At 67.2% G+C, this 18,903-nt stretch carries 15 protein-coding genes and 1 tRNA gene; all 16 read left to right on the top strand.

Translation table 11 applies throughout. From position 1 onward, the window contains the following. Window positions 1-18: 18 nt before the first annotated feature. The 16 genes from HMPREF2833_RS01065 to HMPREF2833_RS01120 all read left to right on the top strand — a co-directional run bounded on the left by HMPREF2833_RS01065 (window position 19) and on the right by HMPREF2833_RS01120 (window position 18,871). On the top strand, window positions 19-1,212 hold the full coding sequence (locus HMPREF2833_RS01065) for an acyl-CoA dehydrogenase family protein (RefSeq protein ID WP_070636324.1): 1,194 nt from the start codon (window positions 19-21) through the stop codon (window positions 1,210-1,212). A gap of 337 nt (window positions 1,213-1,549) precedes the next feature. Then, window positions 1,550-2,932, top strand: coding sequence for a glycine--tRNA ligase (locus tag HMPREF2833_RS01070; protein ID WP_070636326.1), 1,383 nt, complete (start codon window positions 1,550-1,552; stop codon window positions 2,930-2,932). Window positions 2,933-2,936: 4 nt separating this feature from the next. Continuing rightward, window positions 2,937-3,902: a GNAT family N-acetyltransferase gene (locus tag HMPREF2833_RS01075; RefSeq protein ID WP_070636328.1), complete on the top strand. Its 966-nt coding sequence runs from the start codon at window positions 2,937-2,939 to the stop codon at window positions 3,900-3,902. 222 nt (window positions 3,903-4,124) lie between these two features. After that, window positions 4,125-5,606 carry a sugar porter family MFS transporter gene (locus HMPREF2833_RS01080; protein ID WP_070636330.1) on the top strand — a complete coding sequence of 494 codons (1,482 nt, stop codon included), beginning with the start codon at window positions 4,125-4,127 and terminating at the stop codon, window positions 5,604-5,606. Window positions 5,607-5,657: 51 nt separating this feature from the next. After that, window positions 5,658-7,022, top strand: coding sequence for a galactokinase (locus HMPREF2833_RS01085; protein WP_070636332.1), 1,365 nt, complete (start codon window positions 5,658-5,660; stop codon window positions 7,020-7,022). 141 nt (window positions 7,023-7,163) lie between these two features. Beyond that, window positions 7,164-8,336, top strand: a complete 1,173-nt coding sequence (locus HMPREF2833_RS12065; RefSeq protein ID WP_083310885.1) for an ATP-binding protein — start codon at window positions 7,164-7,166, stop codon at window positions 8,334-8,336. Beyond that, window positions 8,336-9,613: a DUF6414 family protein gene (locus tag HMPREF2833_RS12290; protein ID WP_141756149.1), complete on the top strand. Its 1,278-nt coding sequence runs from the start codon at window positions 8,336-8,338 to the stop codon at window positions 9,611-9,613. The genes HMPREF2833_RS12065 and HMPREF2833_RS12290 overlap by 1 nt, the downstream gene beginning before the upstream one ends. Before the next feature lie 236 nt (window positions 9,614-9,849). Beyond that, the gene (locus tag HMPREF2833_RS01090) at window positions 9,850-10,638 is read left to right on the top strand and encodes a tetratricopeptide repeat protein (RefSeq protein ID WP_070636334.1); all 789 of its coding nucleotides are present in this window, start codon (window positions 9,850-9,852) and stop codon (window positions 10,636-10,638) included. Window positions 10,639-10,799: 161 nt separating this feature from the next. Further along, window positions 10,800-11,573, top strand: coding sequence for a hypothetical protein (locus HMPREF2833_RS12295; protein ID WP_141756150.1), 774 nt, complete (start codon window positions 10,800-10,802; stop codon window positions 11,571-11,573). 169 nt (window positions 11,574-11,742) lie between these two features. Continuing rightward, a complete protein-coding gene (locus HMPREF2833_RS12300; RefSeq protein ID WP_246829053.1) occupies window positions 11,743-11,901 on the top strand; it encodes a hypothetical protein in 159 nt (52 codons plus the stop codon). Window positions 11,902-12,076: 175 nt separating this feature from the next. After that, window positions 12,077-13,261 (top strand): tRNA dihydrouridine synthase DusB, encoded by a 1,185-nt coding sequence (gene dusB / locus HMPREF2833_RS01095; RefSeq protein WP_070636336.1) that lies wholly within the window; start codon window positions 12,077-12,079, stop codon window positions 13,259-13,261. 5 nt (window positions 13,262-13,266) lie between these two features. Continuing rightward, window positions 13,267-14,586 carry a deoxyguanosinetriphosphate triphosphohydrolase gene (locus tag HMPREF2833_RS01100; RefSeq protein ID WP_070636338.1) on the top strand — a complete coding sequence of 440 codons (1,320 nt, stop codon included), beginning with the start codon at window positions 13,267-13,269 and terminating at the stop codon, window positions 14,584-14,586. A gap of 204 nt (window positions 14,587-14,790) precedes the next feature. Further along, a complete protein-coding gene (gene dnaG / locus HMPREF2833_RS01105) occupies window positions 14,791-16,827 on the top strand; it encodes a DNA primase (RefSeq protein ID WP_070636340.1) in 2,037 nt (678 codons plus the stop codon). A 148-nt stretch (window positions 16,828-16,975) separates the two neighbouring features. Next, a tRNA-Asn gene (locus tag HMPREF2833_RS01110) sits at window positions 16,976-17,051 on the top strand. 198 nt (window positions 17,052-17,249) lie between these two features. Further along, the gene (locus tag HMPREF2833_RS01115; RefSeq protein ID WP_070636342.1) at window positions 17,250-17,969 is read left to right on the top strand and encodes a DUF998 domain-containing protein; all 720 of its coding nucleotides are present in this window, start codon (window positions 17,250-17,252) and stop codon (window positions 17,967-17,969) included. Then, window positions 17,966-18,871 carry an alpha/beta fold hydrolase gene (locus HMPREF2833_RS01120; RefSeq protein ID WP_070636344.1) on the top strand — a complete coding sequence of 302 codons (906 nt, stop codon included), beginning with the start codon at window positions 17,966-17,968 and terminating at the stop codon, window positions 18,869-18,871. Before HMPREF2833_RS01115 ends, HMPREF2833_RS01120 begins: the two co-directional genes overlap by 4 nt. The last annotated feature ends 32 nt before the right edge of the window (window positions 18,872-18,903 follow it).

The following is an 18,903-nucleotide window of genomic DNA, read 5'->3' on the forward strand; positions in this document are numbered from 1 at the left end:
CACCTTAGGAACAGGACCATGACCTCAGCCGCAGCATCCCCGCGCGCCCCCCGCTCCCTCCCGGGCCCCGACCTCCTGCACCTGGAGCGCCAGCTGCCCGAGTCCGAGCGCGAGCGGCTGCACGCCATCACGGAGCACCTGCAGGCCGAGGTGCGGCACCAGAGCGTGGATGCGTGGAACAAGGAGGAGCTGCCGCGCCACCTGCTGCCCGCGCTCGCGGATCTCGGGCTGGGGCAGGTGGCCCAGGACGGGTCCTCGCGGCTGTTCCAGGGGCTGGTGCACGCGCAGATCGCCCGTGCGGACATCTCCCTCTCCGCGCTGCTGGGCATCCACAACGAGCTGATCGTGGGCACCATTGCCGCGTTCGGCTCCCCGGAGCAGCAGGAGACGTGGCTGCCGGGGCTCATGAAGCTCGAGAGGCTCGGCGCGTTCTGCCTCACGGAGCCGGACCACGGCTCGGACATCGCGGGCGGGCTGGCCACCACGGCCACCCGTGACGGGGACGGCTGGGTCCTCAACGGCCGCAAGCGCTGGATCGGGCTGGGCACCGTGGCGGACCTCGCGCTCGTGTGGGCACGGGACACCGCGGACGGCCGCATCAAGTGCTTCGCGGTGGACACCTCCCTGCCGGGGTACACGGCGTCCAAGATCGAGCACAAGATCGGGCTGCGGATCATGCAGAACGCGGACATCGAGCTCACGGACCTGCGGCTGCCCGCGGATGCCCTGCTGCCCGGCGCCGAGGACTTCTCCGCGGCCAACGGACTGCTCAAGGACTCCCGCGCGTGGGTCGGCTGGCAGGCGGTCGGCGCCCAGATGGCCGTGTTCGACATCGTGCGCGACTATGCAATCGAGCGGATCCAGTTCGGCAAGCCGCTCGCGAGCTTCCAGCTGGTGCAGCAGGTCATCGCGGAGGCGGCCGGCAACCTTGCCGCCTGCTCGGGGCTCATGGCCCAGGTGACCCGCGTGCAGGAGGCGGACGACCTGCAGATGATGCAGGCCGCCCTGGCCAAGTCCACCGCCACGCGATTGGCCCGCCAGAGCGCGTCCCAGGCCCGGGACGCCCTGGGCGGCAACGGCCTGCTCAGCCACTGCGGGATCGCCAAGGTCATGGCGGACATCGAGGCCATCCACACGTACGAGGGCAGCTACCACATCAACTCGCTGATCGTGGGTCGCGCGCTCACGGGCGTCTCAGCGTTCGTCTCGTAGCGGCGCGCCGGGGACGACGCCGCTGGGCCGGGTCCGGCGCCCGCCCCCGCCCTCACCGGCGCAACCGCCCCGGGCCGCGCGATCCCCCTGCGCGCCGGGGTGCCCTGTTCCGAGGGCATGCTGCGAGGGCGGGGCGGCGAGGTGAGGCGCGCGGGACCGTGCGGTGCGCGGGCACTCCGGCCGTGCGGCGTCGTCGTGCGCGGGGGTTAGGTCCGGCCTGCGGAACCTCGCTACCCTGGAGCGGAACGGCTCTCCCCGTGCGGGTCGAGAGCCTGAGCCCACCGATCCCCACGCGCGAGCCCCCGCGGCTCCGCGCGAGAAACGGAAGTGAGACCGCATGGCCCCGAAATCCACCCTGGACAATGTCATCTCCCTGGCCAAGCGCCGGGGCTTCGTGTTCCAGGCGGGTGAGATCTACGGGGGTTCGCGCTCCGCGTGGGACTACGGGCCGCTGGGTGCGGAGCTGAAGGAGAACATCAAGCGCGAGTGGTGGCAGACCTTCGTGCGCGGCCGCGCGGACATGGTGGGGCTGGACTCCTCGATCATCCTGCCGTCCGCGGTGTGGCAGGCCTCCGGGCACGTGGAGACCTTCACCGACCCCCTGGTGGAGTCCCTGCACACCCACAAGCGCTACCGTGCGGACCACCTGCTGGAGGCGTACGAGGCCAAGCACGGCCACCCCCCGGTCAACGGCCTGGCGGACGTCAAGGACCCGGAGACCGGCCAGGACGGCAAGTGGACCGAGCCCCAGCAGTTCTCCGGTCTGATGAAGACCTTCCTGGGCCCCGTGGACAACGAGGAGGGCAAGCACTTCCTGCGCCCGGAGACCGCCCAGGGCATCTTCGTGAACTTCCTCAACGTGGTGACCGCCGCGCGCAAGAAGCCGCCGTTCGGCATCGGGCAGATCGGCAAGGCGTTCCGCAACGAGATCACCCCGGGCAACTTCATCTTCCGCACGCGCGAGTTCGAGCAAATGGAGATCGAGTACTTCATCCACCCGGACGAGGCCAAGCAGTACTTCGACGAGTGGGTCGAGGCGTGCTGGAACTGGTTCGTGGACCTGGGCGTGAACCCGGACAACATGCGCCGCTACGACGTCCCCGCGGACGACCGCGCGCACTACTCGGACGGCACCATCGACATCGAGTACCGCTTCGGCTTCCAGGGCTCCGAGTGGGGTGAGCTGATGGGCGTGGCCAACCGCACGGACTTCGACCTCAGCAACCACACCGAGGCCTCCGGCACCAAGATGCAGTACTTCGACCAGGCCTCCGGCGAGCGCTACACCCCCTACGTGATCGAGCCGTCCTTCGGGCTGACCCGCTCCATGATGGCGTTCCTGGTGGACGCGTACGTGGAGGACGAGGCACCCAACACCAAGGGCGGTGTGGACACCCGCACCGTGCTGCGCCTGGACCCGCGCCTGGCCCCGGTCAAGGCCGCCGTGCTGCCGCTGTCCAAGAAGGAGGACCTGCGCCCCGCCGCGCAGCACCTGGACGCCGAGCTGCGCCGGCGCTGGAACATCGACTACGACGACGCCGGGGCCATCGGGCGCCGCTACCGCCGCCAGGACGAGATCGGCACGCCGTTCTGCATCACGGTGGACTTCGACACCCTGGAGGACCAGGCCGTGACCATCCGCTCGCGCGACGAGATGACCCAGGAGCGCGTGGGCCTGGACCGCGTGCAGCAGTACCTGGTCGAGCGCCTGGAGAAGTGAGCGCATGAGCATCGACTACCGCCCCTGGCAGGAGGACGACGACCTCCGCCTGCTCGAGCTGTGGCCGGACCCCGAGTCCGCGCCCGTCCAGGCGTTCCGCGCCCGGCTGGGTGCCGAGGACCAGAGCGGTTTCGCCGTGACGCTCGTGGCCACGGACGACGACGTTCCGGTCGCCGCCGGGGTCTGCTACGCCTCCGCGTGGCACCCGCAGCGGCTGTGGCTGTTCGTGGAGGTCGCGCCGGACCACCGCCGCGAGGGCATCGGGCGGGAGCTGGCGTCCCGGCTGCGGGCGGCCGCCCGTGAGACGGGTGCTCCCGTCGAGGCCCTGCGCACGCGCGTGACCCCGGGCTCCACGGGAGAGGGCTTCGCCCGCTCCCTGGGCTTCGCGGAGGCCATGCGCTCCCGCGTGGTGCGTGTGGACGCCGGAGCCCTGCCCGCGCCCACGCTCGGGCAGAACGCGGACGGCTCCGACGCCGAGGCCGTGGAGGACCTCGCGACCGGCTCCGTGGAGCTGACCCGCGCGGTGGAGTCCTTCTACCGGGAGGTCCACGCGTGGGACCCGGTGGGGGACGTGAGTATCGGCGCGGTCAACAGGCAGTTCCTCTCGGACACCGCCGGGGCCTACGGTGCCGTGGTGCTGCGTCGCACGGTGGACGGCACGGACGGCAAGGGCCCGATCGCGGCGTTCGCCGTGAGCTACCGCCCGTTCGACCCGGCCAACCCGCACGACGAGCCGCAGCCGAACGAGGTCGCGGACGTGCTGCTCGGCTACGTGCCCGGTGCGGCCGGGGCCACCCCGGAGCAGTCCGGCGCGGCCCTGGAGACCCTGCTGGCGCTGCTCGTGAGCGACTATCCGGTGGAGCTGGAGGTGGACGACTCCATGGGCCCGCTGGTCAGCGTGGTGGACAACCTCCTGGCCGCGGGAGTCGCCCGCATGGTCACGGAGGCCGAGACGCTGGTGCTGGACTAGCGCAGCCCACGAGAGCCCTCCTGCCGCGCCCGCGGTGGGAGGGCTCTCGCGTGTCCGCGGGATGCTCGCGCGCGGCGCGCGCACGTCGGTGCAGTGTCCACTGTGGCGTTGCCTGCCCCACCTCTGGCACTCCCAGGCTGCCACCTGGCAACGCCTCACCCCCGCGCATGCGCTTTCCGCGGTGAGGACCGTGGTAAGACGTTCACGGACGAAAGGACCTCCATGCCCGCTTCCCAGGCGCACTCCTCGCAGCACACCGGCCCCACCGCACCCGGGCCCTCTGGCGACGCCGCCGCACCGCAAGATTCCCACCCGCACGCCACTGGTGCGCCCGACGCCCAGCCCCTGAGCGGGCGGCTGAGGCTGATCGCCACCGTGGCCACCTTCGGCGGCCTGCTGTTCGGCTACGACACCGGCGTGATCAACGGCGCGCTGCCCTCTCTGGTCTCCGACATGCAGCTGACCCCATTCCTGGAGGGGCTCGTGGCCTCCATCCTGCCGTTCGGCGCGGCGTGGGGTGCCGCGTTCGGCGGGCGGCTCGCGGACCGGTTCGGGCGGCGTCGTGTGCTCATGGTGCTCGCCGTGGTGTTCGTGGTGGCGACCGTCGGCTGTGCACTCGCGCCCTCCGTGGGCGTGCTCGTGGCGTTCCGCGCGGTGCTGGGACTCGCCGTGGGGGCGTCCTCGGTGATCGTGCCCGTGTTCCTCGCGGAGCTGGCGCCCGCCCACCTGCGCGGGCGCGTGGTCGCGCAGAACGAGCTCATGATCGTGGGCGGGCAGGCGCTCGCGTTCGTGTTCAACGCGGGACTGGCGACGGCGTTCGGCCACCTCCCGCACGTGTGGCGCTACATGCTCGTGCTCGCCACGCTGCCCGCCCTGGCGCTGTGGATCGGGATGATCGTGGTGCCGGAATCCCCGCGCTGGCTCGCCCGGAAGGGGCGCGGCGAGGAGATGGTGCGCGTGCTGCGTCGGATCCGGGAGGACGCCTACACGCCGCAGGAGGCGGACACGGTGCGGGAGCTCGCCGCGCAGGATGCGCACCGCCCGGCGGCCAGCGTCCTGGACCTGGTGCGCGTCCCGTGGATCCGCCGGATCTTCGGTATCGGCGCGGGCATGGCCGTGATCAACCAGATCTCCGGGATCAACGCCATCCAGTACTACGGGGTCACCGTGCTGCAGGACGCCGGGTTCGGGGGCAACGGCGCGTTCTACGCGAACATCATCCCGGGGGTCGTGGGTGCCGCGGCGGTGGGCCTGGCCATGGTGCTGCTCAAGCACGTGGGGCGTCGGCCCATGCTGCTCACCGGACTTTGCGGAACCATCGTGTCCCTGACCGCCTTTGCGCTGGTCTACCTGCTGGTCCCGGAGGGCAACCCCGCACGGGCCTGGGCGGTGCTCGCGTGCATCGTGGTGTTCGTGGGCTTCATGCAGTGCTGCATCGGGACGGTCACGTGGCTGTACATGTCCGAGATCTTCCCGCTGTCCGTGCGCGGGGTGGGAATGGGCGCGTGCGCGTGGTTGCTGTGGATGATGACCTTCGTGGTGGGGCTGACCTTCCCCCTGCTCACGGACGCCCTGGGCGTGGGGTACACCGTGCTGATCTTCGTTGCGCTGCAGCTCGTGGCGCTCGTGTGGGTGCACCGCGTGGCCCCCGAGACCAAGGACCGCACCCTGGAGGAGCTCGAGGAGCACTTCCGCGCCGCGTAGGGGACAATGGCGTGTCGCCACCGCACCACCCGATCATGTGAGGAACCGTCCGTGTCCTGTGAACCCGCCGTCGTCGCCCCGCCGGAGGAAGCCGGGTGCCCGCAGTGGGTGCCCCAGCCGGACGTCCTCGCGCGCGCCGAGCTGCTGAGCGAGCGCTTCGAGCGGGCGTACGGCCGCGCGCCCGTGGGCGTGTGGGCCGCGCCGGGCCGCGCCAACCTCATGGGGGAGTACATCGACTACTCGGGCGGGATGTGCCTGCCCTTCGCCCACCAGTACGTCACGCTCACTGCCGCGGCACCGCGCACGGACGGCGTGCTGCGGGCGCTGTCCCTGCAGGACGCGGACGAGTCCGTGGCGGACGAGAGGCTGCGCGAGATCGCGGTCGGGGACGTCGCCCCCGGCCGGGTCGGCGGCTGGTTCGGGTACGCGGCCGGGGTCGCGTGGGGGATGAACCGCGTGGCGGCCGGGCTCTCGGCACACCCCGTGGCGGTCCCGGAGCTCGCCCTGGCGCCCGGTTTCGGCGCGGACCTCATGGTGGACTCCACCGTGCCGATCGGTGCGGGCCTCGCCTCCTCCGCCGCGCTCGAGTGCTCCGTGGCCCTCGCCCTGTTCTCGCTGAGCACCGGCAACGACCGCCCGGACGACGCCCTGCGCCGCGCCCTCGCACGCGCGTGCATGGACGCCGAGAACTACATCGTGGGTGCGAACACGGGCGGGCTGGACCAGACCGCCTCGCTGCGCTCGCACGCGGGGGAGACGCTCGCCCTGGACTGCCGGGACTTCGGGGTCACCAGCCTGCCCGCGGACCCCACGGACTCCGGGCTGGCGTGGCTCGCGGTGGACACCCGTGCTCCGCACCGGCTCGCGGACGGCCAGTACAGCTCCCGCCGGGCACAGTGCGAGGCCGCCGCCGCGGTGCTCGGCGTGGCCCGGTTGCGGGACGCTCTGCCCGAGCACCCCACCGACGACGACGCCGCGGCAGTCCTCGAGCGCTTCGACGCCCTGCTCCGGGAAGGCGCCCCGCTCGACGCGGACCCGGACGGCACCCGGCTGCGGCTGCGGCACTCCCTGACCGAGATGGTCCGTTCCGTACGGATTGCGGACGAGCTCGCGTCCACCGAGCCGGACTGGCACCTCGTGGGCCGGCTGCTCGTGGCGGGCCACGAGTCCATGCGCGTGGACTGCCAGGTCACGGTTCCGGAGCTCGACGCCGCCGTGACCGCGTGCCTCGACGCCGGGGCCCTGGGCGCCAAGGTGGTGGGCGGCGGTTTCGGCGGCTCCGTGATCGCGCTGGCACCTGCGGATGATGTCGAGGCGCTCGCGGCGTTCGTGTGCCGGTCCTTCGCGGAGCACTGCTTCCGCGACCCCCTGTTCCTCACCCTGACCCCGTCGCCCGCGGGGCGGCGAGTCCGCTAAGATTCAGCGCAGTAGCACACATGCTGAAAGGCCGAATTCTCTGTCTTGGAATTGCATGCTATACAAAACATAACATCGTAAATTGATAGCGGCGAATATAAATTATTAAGTAGTTCAAGGTCAACCAGATCAAGGTGCGTGATGACTACCCTCATTGCTAAAGTCGATCACATTACCCATGCTGGCCTCGCTATGCTGAGGTTGCCTGATGGCCGTTTGGTTGCCGGGGACAACTACGTGTCGAACCTACATCCGGAAGTGGGGGATGTACTAGTCCTTGGAGACGAGTGGGGGTTCGGCTCAGACGACGACTGGGAACCTGAAGTGGAACTAGGGGTTGTTGAGCAGGTTGTAGAGGACACAGCTATCGTTCGCGGCCCTCAGGGTCTAGTCGCTCGGACGGCGCCTGAGTCTATCGGTATATCAAATTCGGATTTAGTATTATTCAACCGAAGTCCACGGATCTTAAAAACGCTAGGAAAGAAACCCGCGCCACCACCCCTGTTTGATGATGGGTTCAACCCCCAAAGTCTACGCAAAGCTCCGAACTTAGATCTCCGCTGGGATGATTTTGTTGGTTTCCCAGATATCAAAGAGCAGGCACAGACCATGGCTGCCGTACAAATGCGACTGGAATCTCGAAAAAAGCTGATCGACTTAGGTGTTAATCCGATTAAAGGTGTTCTGTTCCAGGGTCCGCCAGGTACAGGAAAAACATTTCTTGCTAAAATTATGGCCGCGCAATCCGGTGCGGAATTTTATTTAGTCACTGCGGCATCACTTGGAGGACGGTTGGTGGGCGAAAGTGAGCAGAGACTCGAGTCCATCTACACCGATGCCGCAGCTCAGAAGATGTCGATAGTGTTTATTGATGAAATTGATGTTTTAACTAAAGATCGCGCGAATGAAAATGACCACGGTTCACGGCTGGTCAATGTGTTTTTGACAAACATGGATGGGGTCGACAGTCCCACCAATGTTATAACGGTCGGGACAACAAATCGCGTGGGAGACATTGACCGCGCGCTCAGGCGGCCAGGCCGTTTCGATCGGGAGTTGACATTCCGTAGCCCCAACCTCGAAGATCGCAAAGCCATTCTTTCGTCTGGTAATCACGTCCGGTCCGAAAATTTTGACTACGGAAAAATCGCGGATGCGACAGACGGTTGGACTGCGGCAGAAGTCGGAGCAATTTGGCAATATGCAGCCGAAATGACAGTGCTAAGTGAGCGCACTCGAATCGCTTACGATCATTTCATGATGGGGTTTGAGCGTGCTAAGTGCTCCAGGGATAGACGATTGGCTGGTAAATAATGAACAAGCTACGTGAGTGGTGGCTGAAGAGACGCCGGTCTCGGGCATTGAAAAAGATTAATAAGCTGCGCCGTAAAGTGGAGCCAATCGGGGGGCTCAAGCAAATAATCTATCTAGACGCGGTGGCGCTTAGAAGCCTTTATATATCGCGTTATGGCCCGGAAGATGCGCGCATCACAATTACGAATTCCAAGACACGTGATGCGGAACTTGGTGGTTCGGTTGGTATTTCCTCTTCGGGTGTCGGGTCTGCTGGACTTGGCGGTCAATTTAAGCGTAGTACCGAGAAGGCTATACAAGTCGAACGTATTTCTTCAGAGCAGTCGCTTCTAAAAGACTTATTGGACCGAGAGTCCATTCAGGGTGGGGGCAGCGAATTCTGGGATGCGACCATTCTGTCGGACAGGGTGACCTCTACGAACCAAATTAAGCTACATCGCGGAACCATGGTTCAAATTCGTATTCGACTCCAAGCTGACATCACATTTCGTATTAGCTCCCTAGCTGATTCCATTGCGAAGTTGGCAGAATCGTCCCCCGATGTAGTCTTGTCGGGGCCGTCCGAAATGTTGCAGATTGCTGATATTCTACGCCAGCTACTTCTCGAGCAGGCTCCGATTGACGCGGAATTAACCGATTGGAGTCTTTCCCCTGATCAACGTGCACTCGTCCCTGTTTCAGAAGCTTCCTTTCCTGTGCGGCTCGCGGCTCTAACTGAAATCGAAAATTATTGGATTGATGTGCGTCGCGCATTGTTTGACAATGCGGAGTGCACAGCGCTGATTCGGGTTAGCGAGGATTTCCCTTCGCCTAGATGGTCTCCTGTCAAACTTTTCGATGCTGTGAGAGGCATTCCTGGGTTTGGGGAAGTCGAGGCGTCTATCGCCAAGGTGACGGATATGTTGAATACCGCTGTAGCGGCGCCGCCACCACAAAGCAATTCATTTACCCCTGCCCTTCAGCACTATGCGGGTAAACGATGCCCGATTCATATTCACGATGTGATTAGTAAACAAATCCCAAGGATTGCAGAACAATATCAAACAACTTCGGATATTGCCACCGAATTTGACAAGGCTCTTGATGAAATTGATGAGTTAGCCAGGCTTGAAAGCATTTCCGCAGAAGATCCCGATGAACTTGGGCGGTGGAGGTCCGAAGCCCTTGGGCTTGTTACCAGTTTTGAACAGCAGAGCTTTGATTCCTACGACGAGAATAATGCGGTCGCGGAATCGCCTCGATATTTAGTTGGCGAAGTAATTGCCCTCTATTGGTAATTGGATGCATTGTGGATGCCGTCTCATCTAGAGTCGGGTGATGTGTCGAACGGGAGTGCGTTCTAGATCGTTTATTTTGCGTTTGCTCTCGACTGTCGACTTGGGTACGCATCCGCCTAGCCGCCCCGGAAGCGGGTGGTCTGATTCATGGCCATATGTGTTTTGCATCCACCAGCGTTCTTGCTTGCTTGTGGTCACAAATAATTGCCATCAAAAGTTTGAGATGGAGTGGTTTGATGTTTTCTATCTGGGTATCTAGTCGCCGACTTAGGCGCGGCCTCACCGCCCGTGGGCGCGGTGACCTCGCTGAGGCCCGGACGCTGCTCGAGGACGCCCTGCGCACCGCCCGCCTGGGTGACGCGTGGTGCGCGGCGGGTGATGCGGCGTCGTCGCTCGGGGACCTGGAACGGGACGCGGGGAACCTCACCGACGCCGAGCACCACTACCGGATCGGTGCCGTGCAGTACCGCCGGGCGGAGCGCACCGCGCGGTCCGTGCGCGGGCGGGTGCGGTGCCTGGAGGAGCTCGGGGACGTGCTGCTCGCGCTCGGGCGTCCGTGGGACGCATACCGCGTGTTCCAGGAGGGCGCCGAGGTGGCCGGGGTGGATCCCGACCGGCCGGCTCACGCGGGTAGCACCGGGTTCGTGACCCGCGAGGATCTGCGCTGGACCTCCCACCTGGCCACGGCAGCGCAGGCGGCGGGGCGGCGTCGTGTGGCGGAGGAGCACTACGAGGCGGTGCTCAGCGGCTGCGAGACCCGCCGGGACGTGGCCGGGCAGATCCTGTGCTGGCGGGGGCTCGCCGCGCTCGCCGCGGACCGGATGGCGTGGGCCGACGCCGCCCACGCCCTGGAGAACGCCTCGAACCTGTACTCGGCGCTGCCCGATCCGGAAGCTCACACGGACGAGTGGGTGGCCTGCCTGCGGGAGCTCGGGGCCGCGTGCAAGACCCTGGGTCGCCGGGACGAGCAGGTGCGGGCGTTCAAGCTCGCGGTGCGCCTGGAACAGATCGCTGCGTCCGAATGAATGGGTTGAGCTTCCTCGTAACTGACCATTAATGATGGATCCGTGTGGTACCTTCAATTTCATGCATGCAAACACGAAGCAACGCTGATTTAGTCGGATAAGACCCGTCATTGATTCAGATCGCCTTATTCTGACAAGATGACGTGCCCCGACTGCTAACGGTGTATTCCAATCGCAACAAATGGATAAAAATGTCTCCACGCAACGAATTCGGAGAATTAAAAATTCGCACACGGGCGAATATAATCGCAATCATTTCAGGTTATGTGCTGGCTGTAGTCTTTCTCGTTCTTTGGTTGCTAAGACTCGTTCCATACGAAACTCAATGGGGCAGCTTAGGTGAGTGGGCATCTGCCATATTCACGGGAGGCGGCTTATTGTTCGCTGGTATATCTGCGAGAGCAGCGCGGGACGCTTTAGTGAATGATCGAATACGCAGAGACAAGGAGGATGAACTTAGGAAGACAACAACTAGGAACAATCTTGTTTTAAAGTGTGAATGGGAAACTTTTTATGGCGGCCGAGTAGGGATGGCTGCGGGGCGTGCCAGTTACCACATCAAGAACACATCGGCTCACCCATTTTTTAACTGCAAAATCGAATTCACGAATGAAACCGAGAATCCCAGCCACGATCACTATTGTGATGATCTTGAGGATAAACTATCTAATGAATTCGGGCAATCGAAGTCGTTTAATGCTTGGTACCAGGCGAAAGTCGTTGGTACTCTACTTCCTGGTGAGGAACTGCGGGGGGATATAAATATTTACAACAAGTATGCTCTTCCTGGATGGGATCCAGATAAATTTGCACTTCCTGCACTATATTTCACGGACGTTTGGGGTTTGAGCTGGAAGCGAGACCGATCCACGACTGGTTGGATTTTGGGTCAGGAGATACCGCAGGAAAATCCCATATGCATGTGTTGTGAATGATACCTTAATTCAGTATAAAACATATAAGTTGTCACTAAGAAATAAATGAATAGAATTTCTGGAGGCTAGATCTATCCTCTCTGAGCCTCGAGTAGAATTTGGGATTAATTAGCACTGGGAGAGGTCGCTCATGTGCTCAGGTAGGCATCGATCCATTCCGCACTTCCGATTGGACGCATACACGGACGAGTGGGTCGCGTGCCTGCGGGGCCTCGGGGCCGCGTGCAAGACCCTGGGCCGCCGGGACGAGCAGGTGCGCGCATTCCAGCTCGCGGTGCGCCTCGAACAGATCGCGGTGTCCGGAACCGGACGGAACACCCCCGCCTGAGAGGGCACCGGGCAGGACGACGACGCTCGGCGCGATCCGCGCGAGCGGCGTCGCCCAGGGTGCGGGGTCCGGTACTGCGCGGCCGCGCACCGGAACGGGTGCGGCGTCGTCGTGTCCGGGTGGGGGAAGGGGCTTGGCCGCGGCCCGTTGCTCGCAGGTGAGACAATGGCAGGCGATGAGCACCGAGACGACTGAGACCGCGGGCCGCGAACCGGCCGTGCTGAACCTGAAGCCGCTGCACCTGGGACCGTTGACCATCGACGTCCCCGTGGTGCTGGCTCCCATGGCCGGGGTGACCAACAAGTCCTTCCGCAAGCTGTGCCGCGAGTACGGCGGGGGACTGTACGTGACCGAGATGGTCACGGCGCGCGCGTTGGTGGAGCGGCGGCCGGAGTCCCTGCGGATCATCCACCACGACCCGGACGAGACCCCGCGCTCCATCCAGATCTACGGCGTGGACGCCGTGAACGTGGGCAAAGCCGTGCGGATGGTCGCGCAGGAGGACCGCGCGGACCACATCGACCTCAACTTCGGCTGCCCCGTGCCCAAGGTCACCAAGCGCGGCGGCGGCTCCGCCCTGCCGTGGAAGACGGACCTGTTCCGGGCAATCGTGAGCACCGCGGTGCGCGAGGCCGGGGACATTCCCGTGACGGTGAAGATGCGCATCGGCATCGACGACGAGCACCAGACCTACCTGGACGCCGGGCGCATGGCCCGGGACGAGGGCGTGGCCGCCGTCGCGCTGCACGGGCGCACCCTGGAGCAGCACTACTCGGGCACCGCGAACTGGGATGCCATCGCGCGGCTGCGCGAGGCCCTGCCGGACATCCCCGTGCTCGGCAACGGGGACATCTTCTCCGCCGAGGACGCGGTGCGGATGGTCGAGCACACGGGCGTGGACGGCGTCGTCGTGGGCCGCGGCTGCCAGGGCCGCCCGTGGCTGTTCGGGGACCTGCAGGCCGCGTTCGAGGGCAGCCCGCGCCGCTTCCGGCCGGGCGTGCGCAAGGTCGCGGACACCGTCTACCGCCACGCGGAGCTGCTCACCGAGGAGTTCTGGGACGAGGCCAAGGGCTGCCGCGAGATCCGCAAGCACGTGTCCTGGTACTTCAAGGGCTATCCCGTGGGCGGTGAGCTGCGCGCGAAGATGGCGCAGGTCCCGGACCTCGCCGCGCTGCGCGAGCTGCTGGACCAGCTGGACCTGGACGCCCCCTACCCCGGTGCGGACGTGGAGGGGCCCCGCGGTCGCGCGGGCTCCCCCAAGAAGCCGCACCTGCCGGACGGCTGGCTGTCCTCGCGGATCCTGGGCGACGCCGAACGGCTGGGTCTCGCGGCCGCCGAACTCGACGTCTCGGGAGGCTGAGCGCCGTGCACACCCCGGACCGCCTGGGCATCCTGGCCCCCGGCTACGAGCCATCGGACACCGAGCGCTACGTCAGCGAGGACCACCACAACCGCCACCGCAGCCACTTCGAGCGGGACCGCGCGCGCGTGCTGCACAGCTCCGCGCTGCGCCGGCTCGCGGCCAAGACGCAGGTGGTCGCCCCGCAGACGGACGACTTCGTGCGCAACCGCCTCACCCATTCGCTGGAGGTTGCGCAGATCGGGCGGGAGCTCGGCAAGGCGCTGGGCTGCGACCCGGACGTGGTGGACGCCGCGTGCCTGTCCCACGACCTCGGCCACCCGCCCTTCGGGCACAACGGGGAGACGGTGCTCGCACAGCTGACCCGGGGGATCGGGGGCTTCGAGGGCAACGCGCAGACCCTGCGGCTGCTCGTGCGGCTGGAACCCAAGCTCGTGACGCCCTCGGGGGAGCCCGCGGGGCTGAACCTCACGCGCGCCACGCTGGACGCCACATGCAAGTACCCGTGGTCCGCCGCGGACGCCCCGCCGCGGACGGACGGGCGGCCCAACCGGAAGTTCGGCGCATACGAGGACGACCTCCCCGTGTTCGAGTGGTTCCGCGAAGGTGCCGTGGAGGGCCGCAAGTGCCTGGAGGCGCAGGTCATGGACCTCGCGGACGACATCTCCTACAGCGTGCACGACGTGGAGGACGCCGTGGCCGCCCACGCCCTGCAGCTGGACCTGCTGGCCGAGCCCACCCAGCGCGGGCGGGTCATCGAGTGCACGCGCGGCTGGTACCTCCCGGACGCCACGGACGAGGAGCTCGACGCCGCCCTGCGCCGTCTCGAGGCCACCCCGGCCTGGGTGCCGCGCATGGACGGCACCCGCGGGGACCTCGCGCGGCTCAAGAACATGACCAGCCAGCTCATCGGCCGCTTCGCGATGTCCGCGGTGGAGGCCACCCGGGAGGTCGCCGGTGAGGATCGGCTCACCCGGTACCGGGCGTCCCTGGTGGTGCCGCGCGAGACGGAGCTGGAGATCGGGGTGCTCAAGGGCATCGCCACCGCGTTCGTGATGACCGTGCGGGACGCCATGCCCCTGTACGAGAACCAGCACGAGATCCTCACCATCCTGGTGGAGGCCCTCATGGAGACCGACGGCCGGTTCCTCTCCCCGGAGTTCGCCGCGGACTGGCGGGGAGTGGCGGACGGACCGGGGGCGGAGGCCGCACGGCTGCGGCTCGTGGTGGACCAGATCGCGTGCCTCACGGACCACTCGGCCGTGGCACTGCACGACAGGATCCGCGGCACCAACTGGCGGACCGGGGACAAGCCGCTCTGGTGAGCGGGCGGGCCCGGGCCTGCCCGGGGCGGATGGGGCGCAGACCGTGGCCACGCGGGCGGTGGCCGCGCCGGGTTGGTCCCGCGCGGCGTCGTCGTCCCCTGGGGCCCGGCCGCGGCAGGGCGTCGTCCACGCACCGTGCGGGCACCCTGCACACCCGCCCGGGCGGCGCCGTCCGTGGTTTGACGGGGTGCCTAAACTGGCCCAGTGGCCGGACTGATCAAGCGTGAAGACATCGACGAGGTTCGCGCGCGCACGGACATCCGCGAGGTCGTCGAGCAGTACGTGACGCTCAAGCCCGCGGGGATCGGCTCCTACAAGGGGCTCTGCCCGTTCCACGACGAGCGCTCGCCGTCCTTCCACGTGCGCCCCCAGATGGGTACATACCACTGCTTCGGCTGCGACGAGTCCGGGGACGTCATCGCGTTCCTCATGGAGATGGACCACACCCCGTTCACGGAGACCGTGGAGCGGCTGGCCGCACGTATCGGCTACGAGCTGCACTACGAGCAGGGCGGGGCGCCCAACCGCGAGGAGGTGGGCCGCCGGCAGCGCCTGCTGGACGCCCACAAGGTGGCCGCGGAGTTCTTCCAGCGCAACCTCTACACCCGCCAGGCCGCCGCCGCCCAGAAGTTCCTGGGGGAGCGCGGCTTCGACCAGGACGCCGCCCGCACCTACGGTGTGGGGTACGCACCGCAGGGCTGGTCCCACCTGCTGAACCACCTGCGCAACCAGGGGTTCACGGAGCAGGAGCTCAAGCTCACGGGCATGTTCTCGGAGGGCAACCGCGGACTATACGACCGCTTCCGCGGCCGCCTCATCTGGCCCATCCGCGCAGTGGCCGGGGAGGTGATCGGCTTCGGGGCGCGCAAGCTCTACGAGGACGACCAGGGCCCCAAGTACCTCAACACCCCCGAGACGCAGCTCTACAAGAAGTCCCAGGTGCTGTACGGCATCGACCTGGCCAAGCGGCCCATCGCCAAGACCAAGCAGGTGGTGGTGGTGGAGGGCTACACGGACGTCATGGCGTGCCATTTGGCGGGGGTCGCCACGGCGGTGGCCACGTGCGGCACGGCGTTCGGCCCGGAGCACATCAAGATCGTGCGCCGCTTCCTCTCGGACGACTCCGCCGGCGGCGAGGTGGTCTTCACCTTCGACGGCGACGCCGCCGGGCAGAAGGCCGCGCTGCGCGCCTTCCAGGAGGACCAGCGGTTCGTGGCCCAGACCTACGTGGCCGTGGAGCCGAACGGCATGGACCCGTGCGACCTCCGACTGGCCCGCGGGGACGTGGCCGTGCGGGACCTCGTGGAGACCCGCACCCCGCTGTTCGAGTTCGCGCTGCGGGCCACCATCAAGGAGTACGACGTCAACAGCCTTGAGGGGCGGCTGCGCGCCATGCGGGCGTGCGCGCCCATCGTCGCGCAGATCCGCGACCCCTCCCTGCGCCCCGCCTACGCGCGCGAGCTCTCGGGGTGGCTCGGGATCGAGACGGACGAGGTGATGCGCGCGGTGACCGCGGCGGCCAAATCCGCGCAGCGCGGCGGTTCGGGACCTGCTGGCTCGGGGCCTTCCGGCCCCTCCGGCCAGGGGCCCGCGGGTTCGGGGCGTTCTGGAGCAGGACCGGCCGGTTCCGGGTACGACGGCGCTCGCGGTCGGCAGCAGGCCCAGGGACCATCGCGCGGGGGAGCGGACCACGACTCGCAGGCATCGCGGGGAGGGGCCGGCACTCACGAAGGTTCCCCCGAGGAGCCGCGCACCGTGGAGCTCCCCGATCCCCGGGAGCCGGTCTCCCGCATGGAGCGCGAGGCGCTGGAAGTCGTGCTGCAGGTCCCGGACCTCGTGCCGCTGGCCTACTGGGGGCACTTCGAGTCCGCGGGCATGACGTACCGGGTGCACCAGGTCATGCACGACGCCGTGGTGGGTGCCCGCGCGGACCTGGGAGAGGGTGTCCAGGGCGGACGCGTGTGGCTGGAAGCCGTGCGGAACCACCTGCCCGAACCGCTGCACGGCTACCTGGCGCAGCTGTCCGTCACGCCGTTGCCTGCGGCCACCGAGCAGCAGATGCGCAACTACGCGGTGGGGGTCATCACCTCGCTCGTGGAGATGCACATCAACCGGGAGAAGTCAGACAAGCTCGCGCACCTCAACCGGCTCAACGCGCAGCGCGAGCCGGACCTCTACCAGCAGCTCAACCGCGAGCTGCTGGACCTGGAGCTGCAGCGGCGCAGCCTCATGGGAGTCTGATTCCCAGCGGGCAGCCGGTAGCCAGCCCCAGGTCCCCGCGCACCCGGCACCCGGTAGATGACGGGCCCGGTAGTGGCCCGCCCGGGCGATTTGAGGAAGCTCGCTGGGCGCTGTAAAGTATCGTCTCGTTGCGCAGCAACATGTGCATTCCCCCGTAGCTCAATTGGCAGAGCATTCGACTGTTAATCGAAGGGTTACTGGTTCGAGTCCAGTCGGGGGAGCCAGCAAGCCGGGTCTGACCTGCGGAAACGCAGAACGGGCCCGGCTTTCCTTGTGCTCGGAAACGCCTTAGGCCATGGTGTCGCCACGAATTCGTGGCCGCCCGTCCGTTGCCCCGGGGCCCTCGGGAACGGCACCGATACAGTGGACCTCTGCTGCTACCTCGCGGCCCCACGACGACGACAGGCGGGTGACCCGGTTCCATGACCCTCGCGTCCCGCCGTCTCGCGGCGCTGATCGCCGTCCTCTACTCCACGTGGCTCGTGGCCCCGCTGCTGGATCCACAGTTGCATCCGTGGACCTCCTACGCCTCCGAGTATTTCGTGGCAGACCGCCCCGCGGCCACGCTCCTGCGCACCACGGACGGGATCTCCGGGATGCTGCTGATCGTGATGGCCGTCCTGTCCTACTCGCGGGCCCGCACGCTGTGGCGCGGACTGCCCGGCGGCCTCGGGGCACCGGAGACCGCCCCGCCCACGCGGCGTCGTGCGCGGCAGGCCGTGCGGGTGTGGTGCGCGGCCCTGGCTGTGGCGGGTGCGGCCACGGTGGTGGACGCCATCAACCCCATGACGTGCGCGCCCTCGGTCTCAGCCGAGTGCGCCGCCGCCGAGGCCGCGGGAACGCTGCCGCTGCAGCACCACATGCATACCGCATCCTCCGCCGTGGCGGGAACGGCGTTCGTCGTGGCCATGCTCGCCTCGCTCGTGCTGAGCACCGCCGCCGATCGGGTGATCCGGATCGCCAGCTGGGTGGGCGTCGTGACCATCGCCCTGTCCGCGGTGGACGCCCTGCTCACCAGGATCCCCACGGAGGGGATCACGCAGCGGATCTCGATGGTCGCGATCGTCGTGTGGCTCGTGGCCGTCGCGGGCCTGCCGGTCGTGGACCGGGTGCGCGCCGCACCCCGGGCGGTTGCGGCGTGAACCACTCCACCGCCGCGCTGTGGCGCGAGCACCTGAGCGAGATCCCGGTCCAGGGCGTGCCGGTCCGGGTGCTGGACATCGGCTCCGGCCCGGCGCTCGTGTGCTCCTCGGGCGTGGCCTCCGTGCTGTGGGACTGGGCGCCGGTGGTCGAGCTGCTGCGCGGAGACCACCGCGTGATCGTGCTGGACCGTCCCGGCTACGCACCGGGTCAGGAAGTCCCCGAGACCCTTCCGGAGCTGGACACCGAGGCCGCGCGACTGCTCGCCGTTCTCGACGCCCTGGACGTACCCGGCCCGGTCACCGCGGTGGGGCACTCCTTCGGTGCCGCAGTGGTCGAGGCCGCCGCCCGCCTCCATCCCGGCCGCTGGGGGTCCCTGGTGCTCCTGGACGGCTCCGTCCCCGAGGCCGAGGGTGCCGACCCGACGCACGACGCGGCCCGCACCGCCCGCCGCTTCCGCCACCGCACCCACCCCGCGGTGCGCTCCCGCGCCGTTCGTAGCATCTGGCGTCTCGTGGGGCCGGCGGTCTCGGTGGCGCTGGTGCCCGGGCGGCTGCGCGTGGCCCGGGTGATGGGCGGTCTGCGTGCCGAGGCCTCCGCACCGAATGCGCTGCTGGCCTCCCTGCGCGAGCTCGCGGGCTACGTGGCGTGCATGAACCGGCTCCGCGAACTGCGGACCCGGCTGCCTCTGGATCCCCGGGTGCCCCTCACGGTGGTGGCCGCCAACGGCCGCGTGCCCCGGCCGGGGCTGTCCCGGTGGGTGCGCCACGTCCTTGCCCAGGCCGCTCGGCTCGCGGTGGAGACCTCGGTGCGCTCCGTGGTGGTCTCCCGCAGCGGGCACTTCGTGATGCTTGACCAGCCGCGCCGCACCGCCGAACTGATCGCGCAGGCCGTCCCCCGCTGACGCCCCGGCGCACGACGCCGCCCGCGCACCGG

It is taken from the genome of Kocuria sp. HMSC066H03 (assembly GCF_001812045.1).
In the GTDB taxonomy this organism is placed as follows: domain Bacteria; phylum Actinomycetota; class Actinomycetes; order Actinomycetales; family Micrococcaceae; genus Kocuria; species Kocuria rhizophila.

What these genes read in the sequence shown, in the direction of transcription:
- HMPREF2833_RS01065 (WP_070636324.1), top strand. Translation starts at nt 19, where the DNA reads ATGACCTCAGCCGCAGCATCCCCGCGCGCCCCCCGCTCCCTCCCGGGC.
- HMPREF2833_RS01070 (WP_070636326.1), top strand. Translation starts at nt 1,550, where the DNA reads ATGGCCCCGAAATCCACCCTGGACAATGTCATCTCCCTGGCCAAGCGC.
- HMPREF2833_RS01075 (WP_070636328.1), top strand. Translation starts at nt 2,937, where the DNA reads ATGAGCATCGACTACCGCCCCTGGCAGGAGGACGACGACCTCCGCCTG.
- HMPREF2833_RS01080 (WP_070636330.1), top strand. Translation starts at nt 4,125, where the DNA reads ATGCCCGCTTCCCAGGCGCACTCCTCGCAGCACACCGGCCCCACCGCA.
- HMPREF2833_RS12065 (WP_083310885.1), top strand. Translation starts at nt 7,164, where the DNA reads ATGACTACCCTCATTGCTAAAGTCGATCACATTACCCATGCTGGCCTC.
- HMPREF2833_RS12290 (WP_141756149.1), top strand. Translation starts at nt 8,336, where the DNA reads ATGAACAAGCTACGTGAGTGGTGGCTGAAGAGACGCCGGTCTCGGGCA.
- HMPREF2833_RS01090 (WP_070636334.1), top strand. Translation starts at nt 9,850, where the DNA reads ATGTTTTCTATCTGGGTATCTAGTCGCCGACTTAGGCGCGGCCTCACC.
- dusB (WP_070636336.1), top strand. Translation starts at nt 12,077, where the DNA reads ATGAGCACCGAGACGACTGAGACCGCGGGCCGCGAACCGGCCGTGCTG.
- HMPREF2833_RS01115 (WP_070636342.1), top strand. Translation starts at nt 17,250, where the DNA reads ATGACCCTCGCGTCCCGCCGTCTCGCGGCGCTGATCGCCGTCCTCTAC.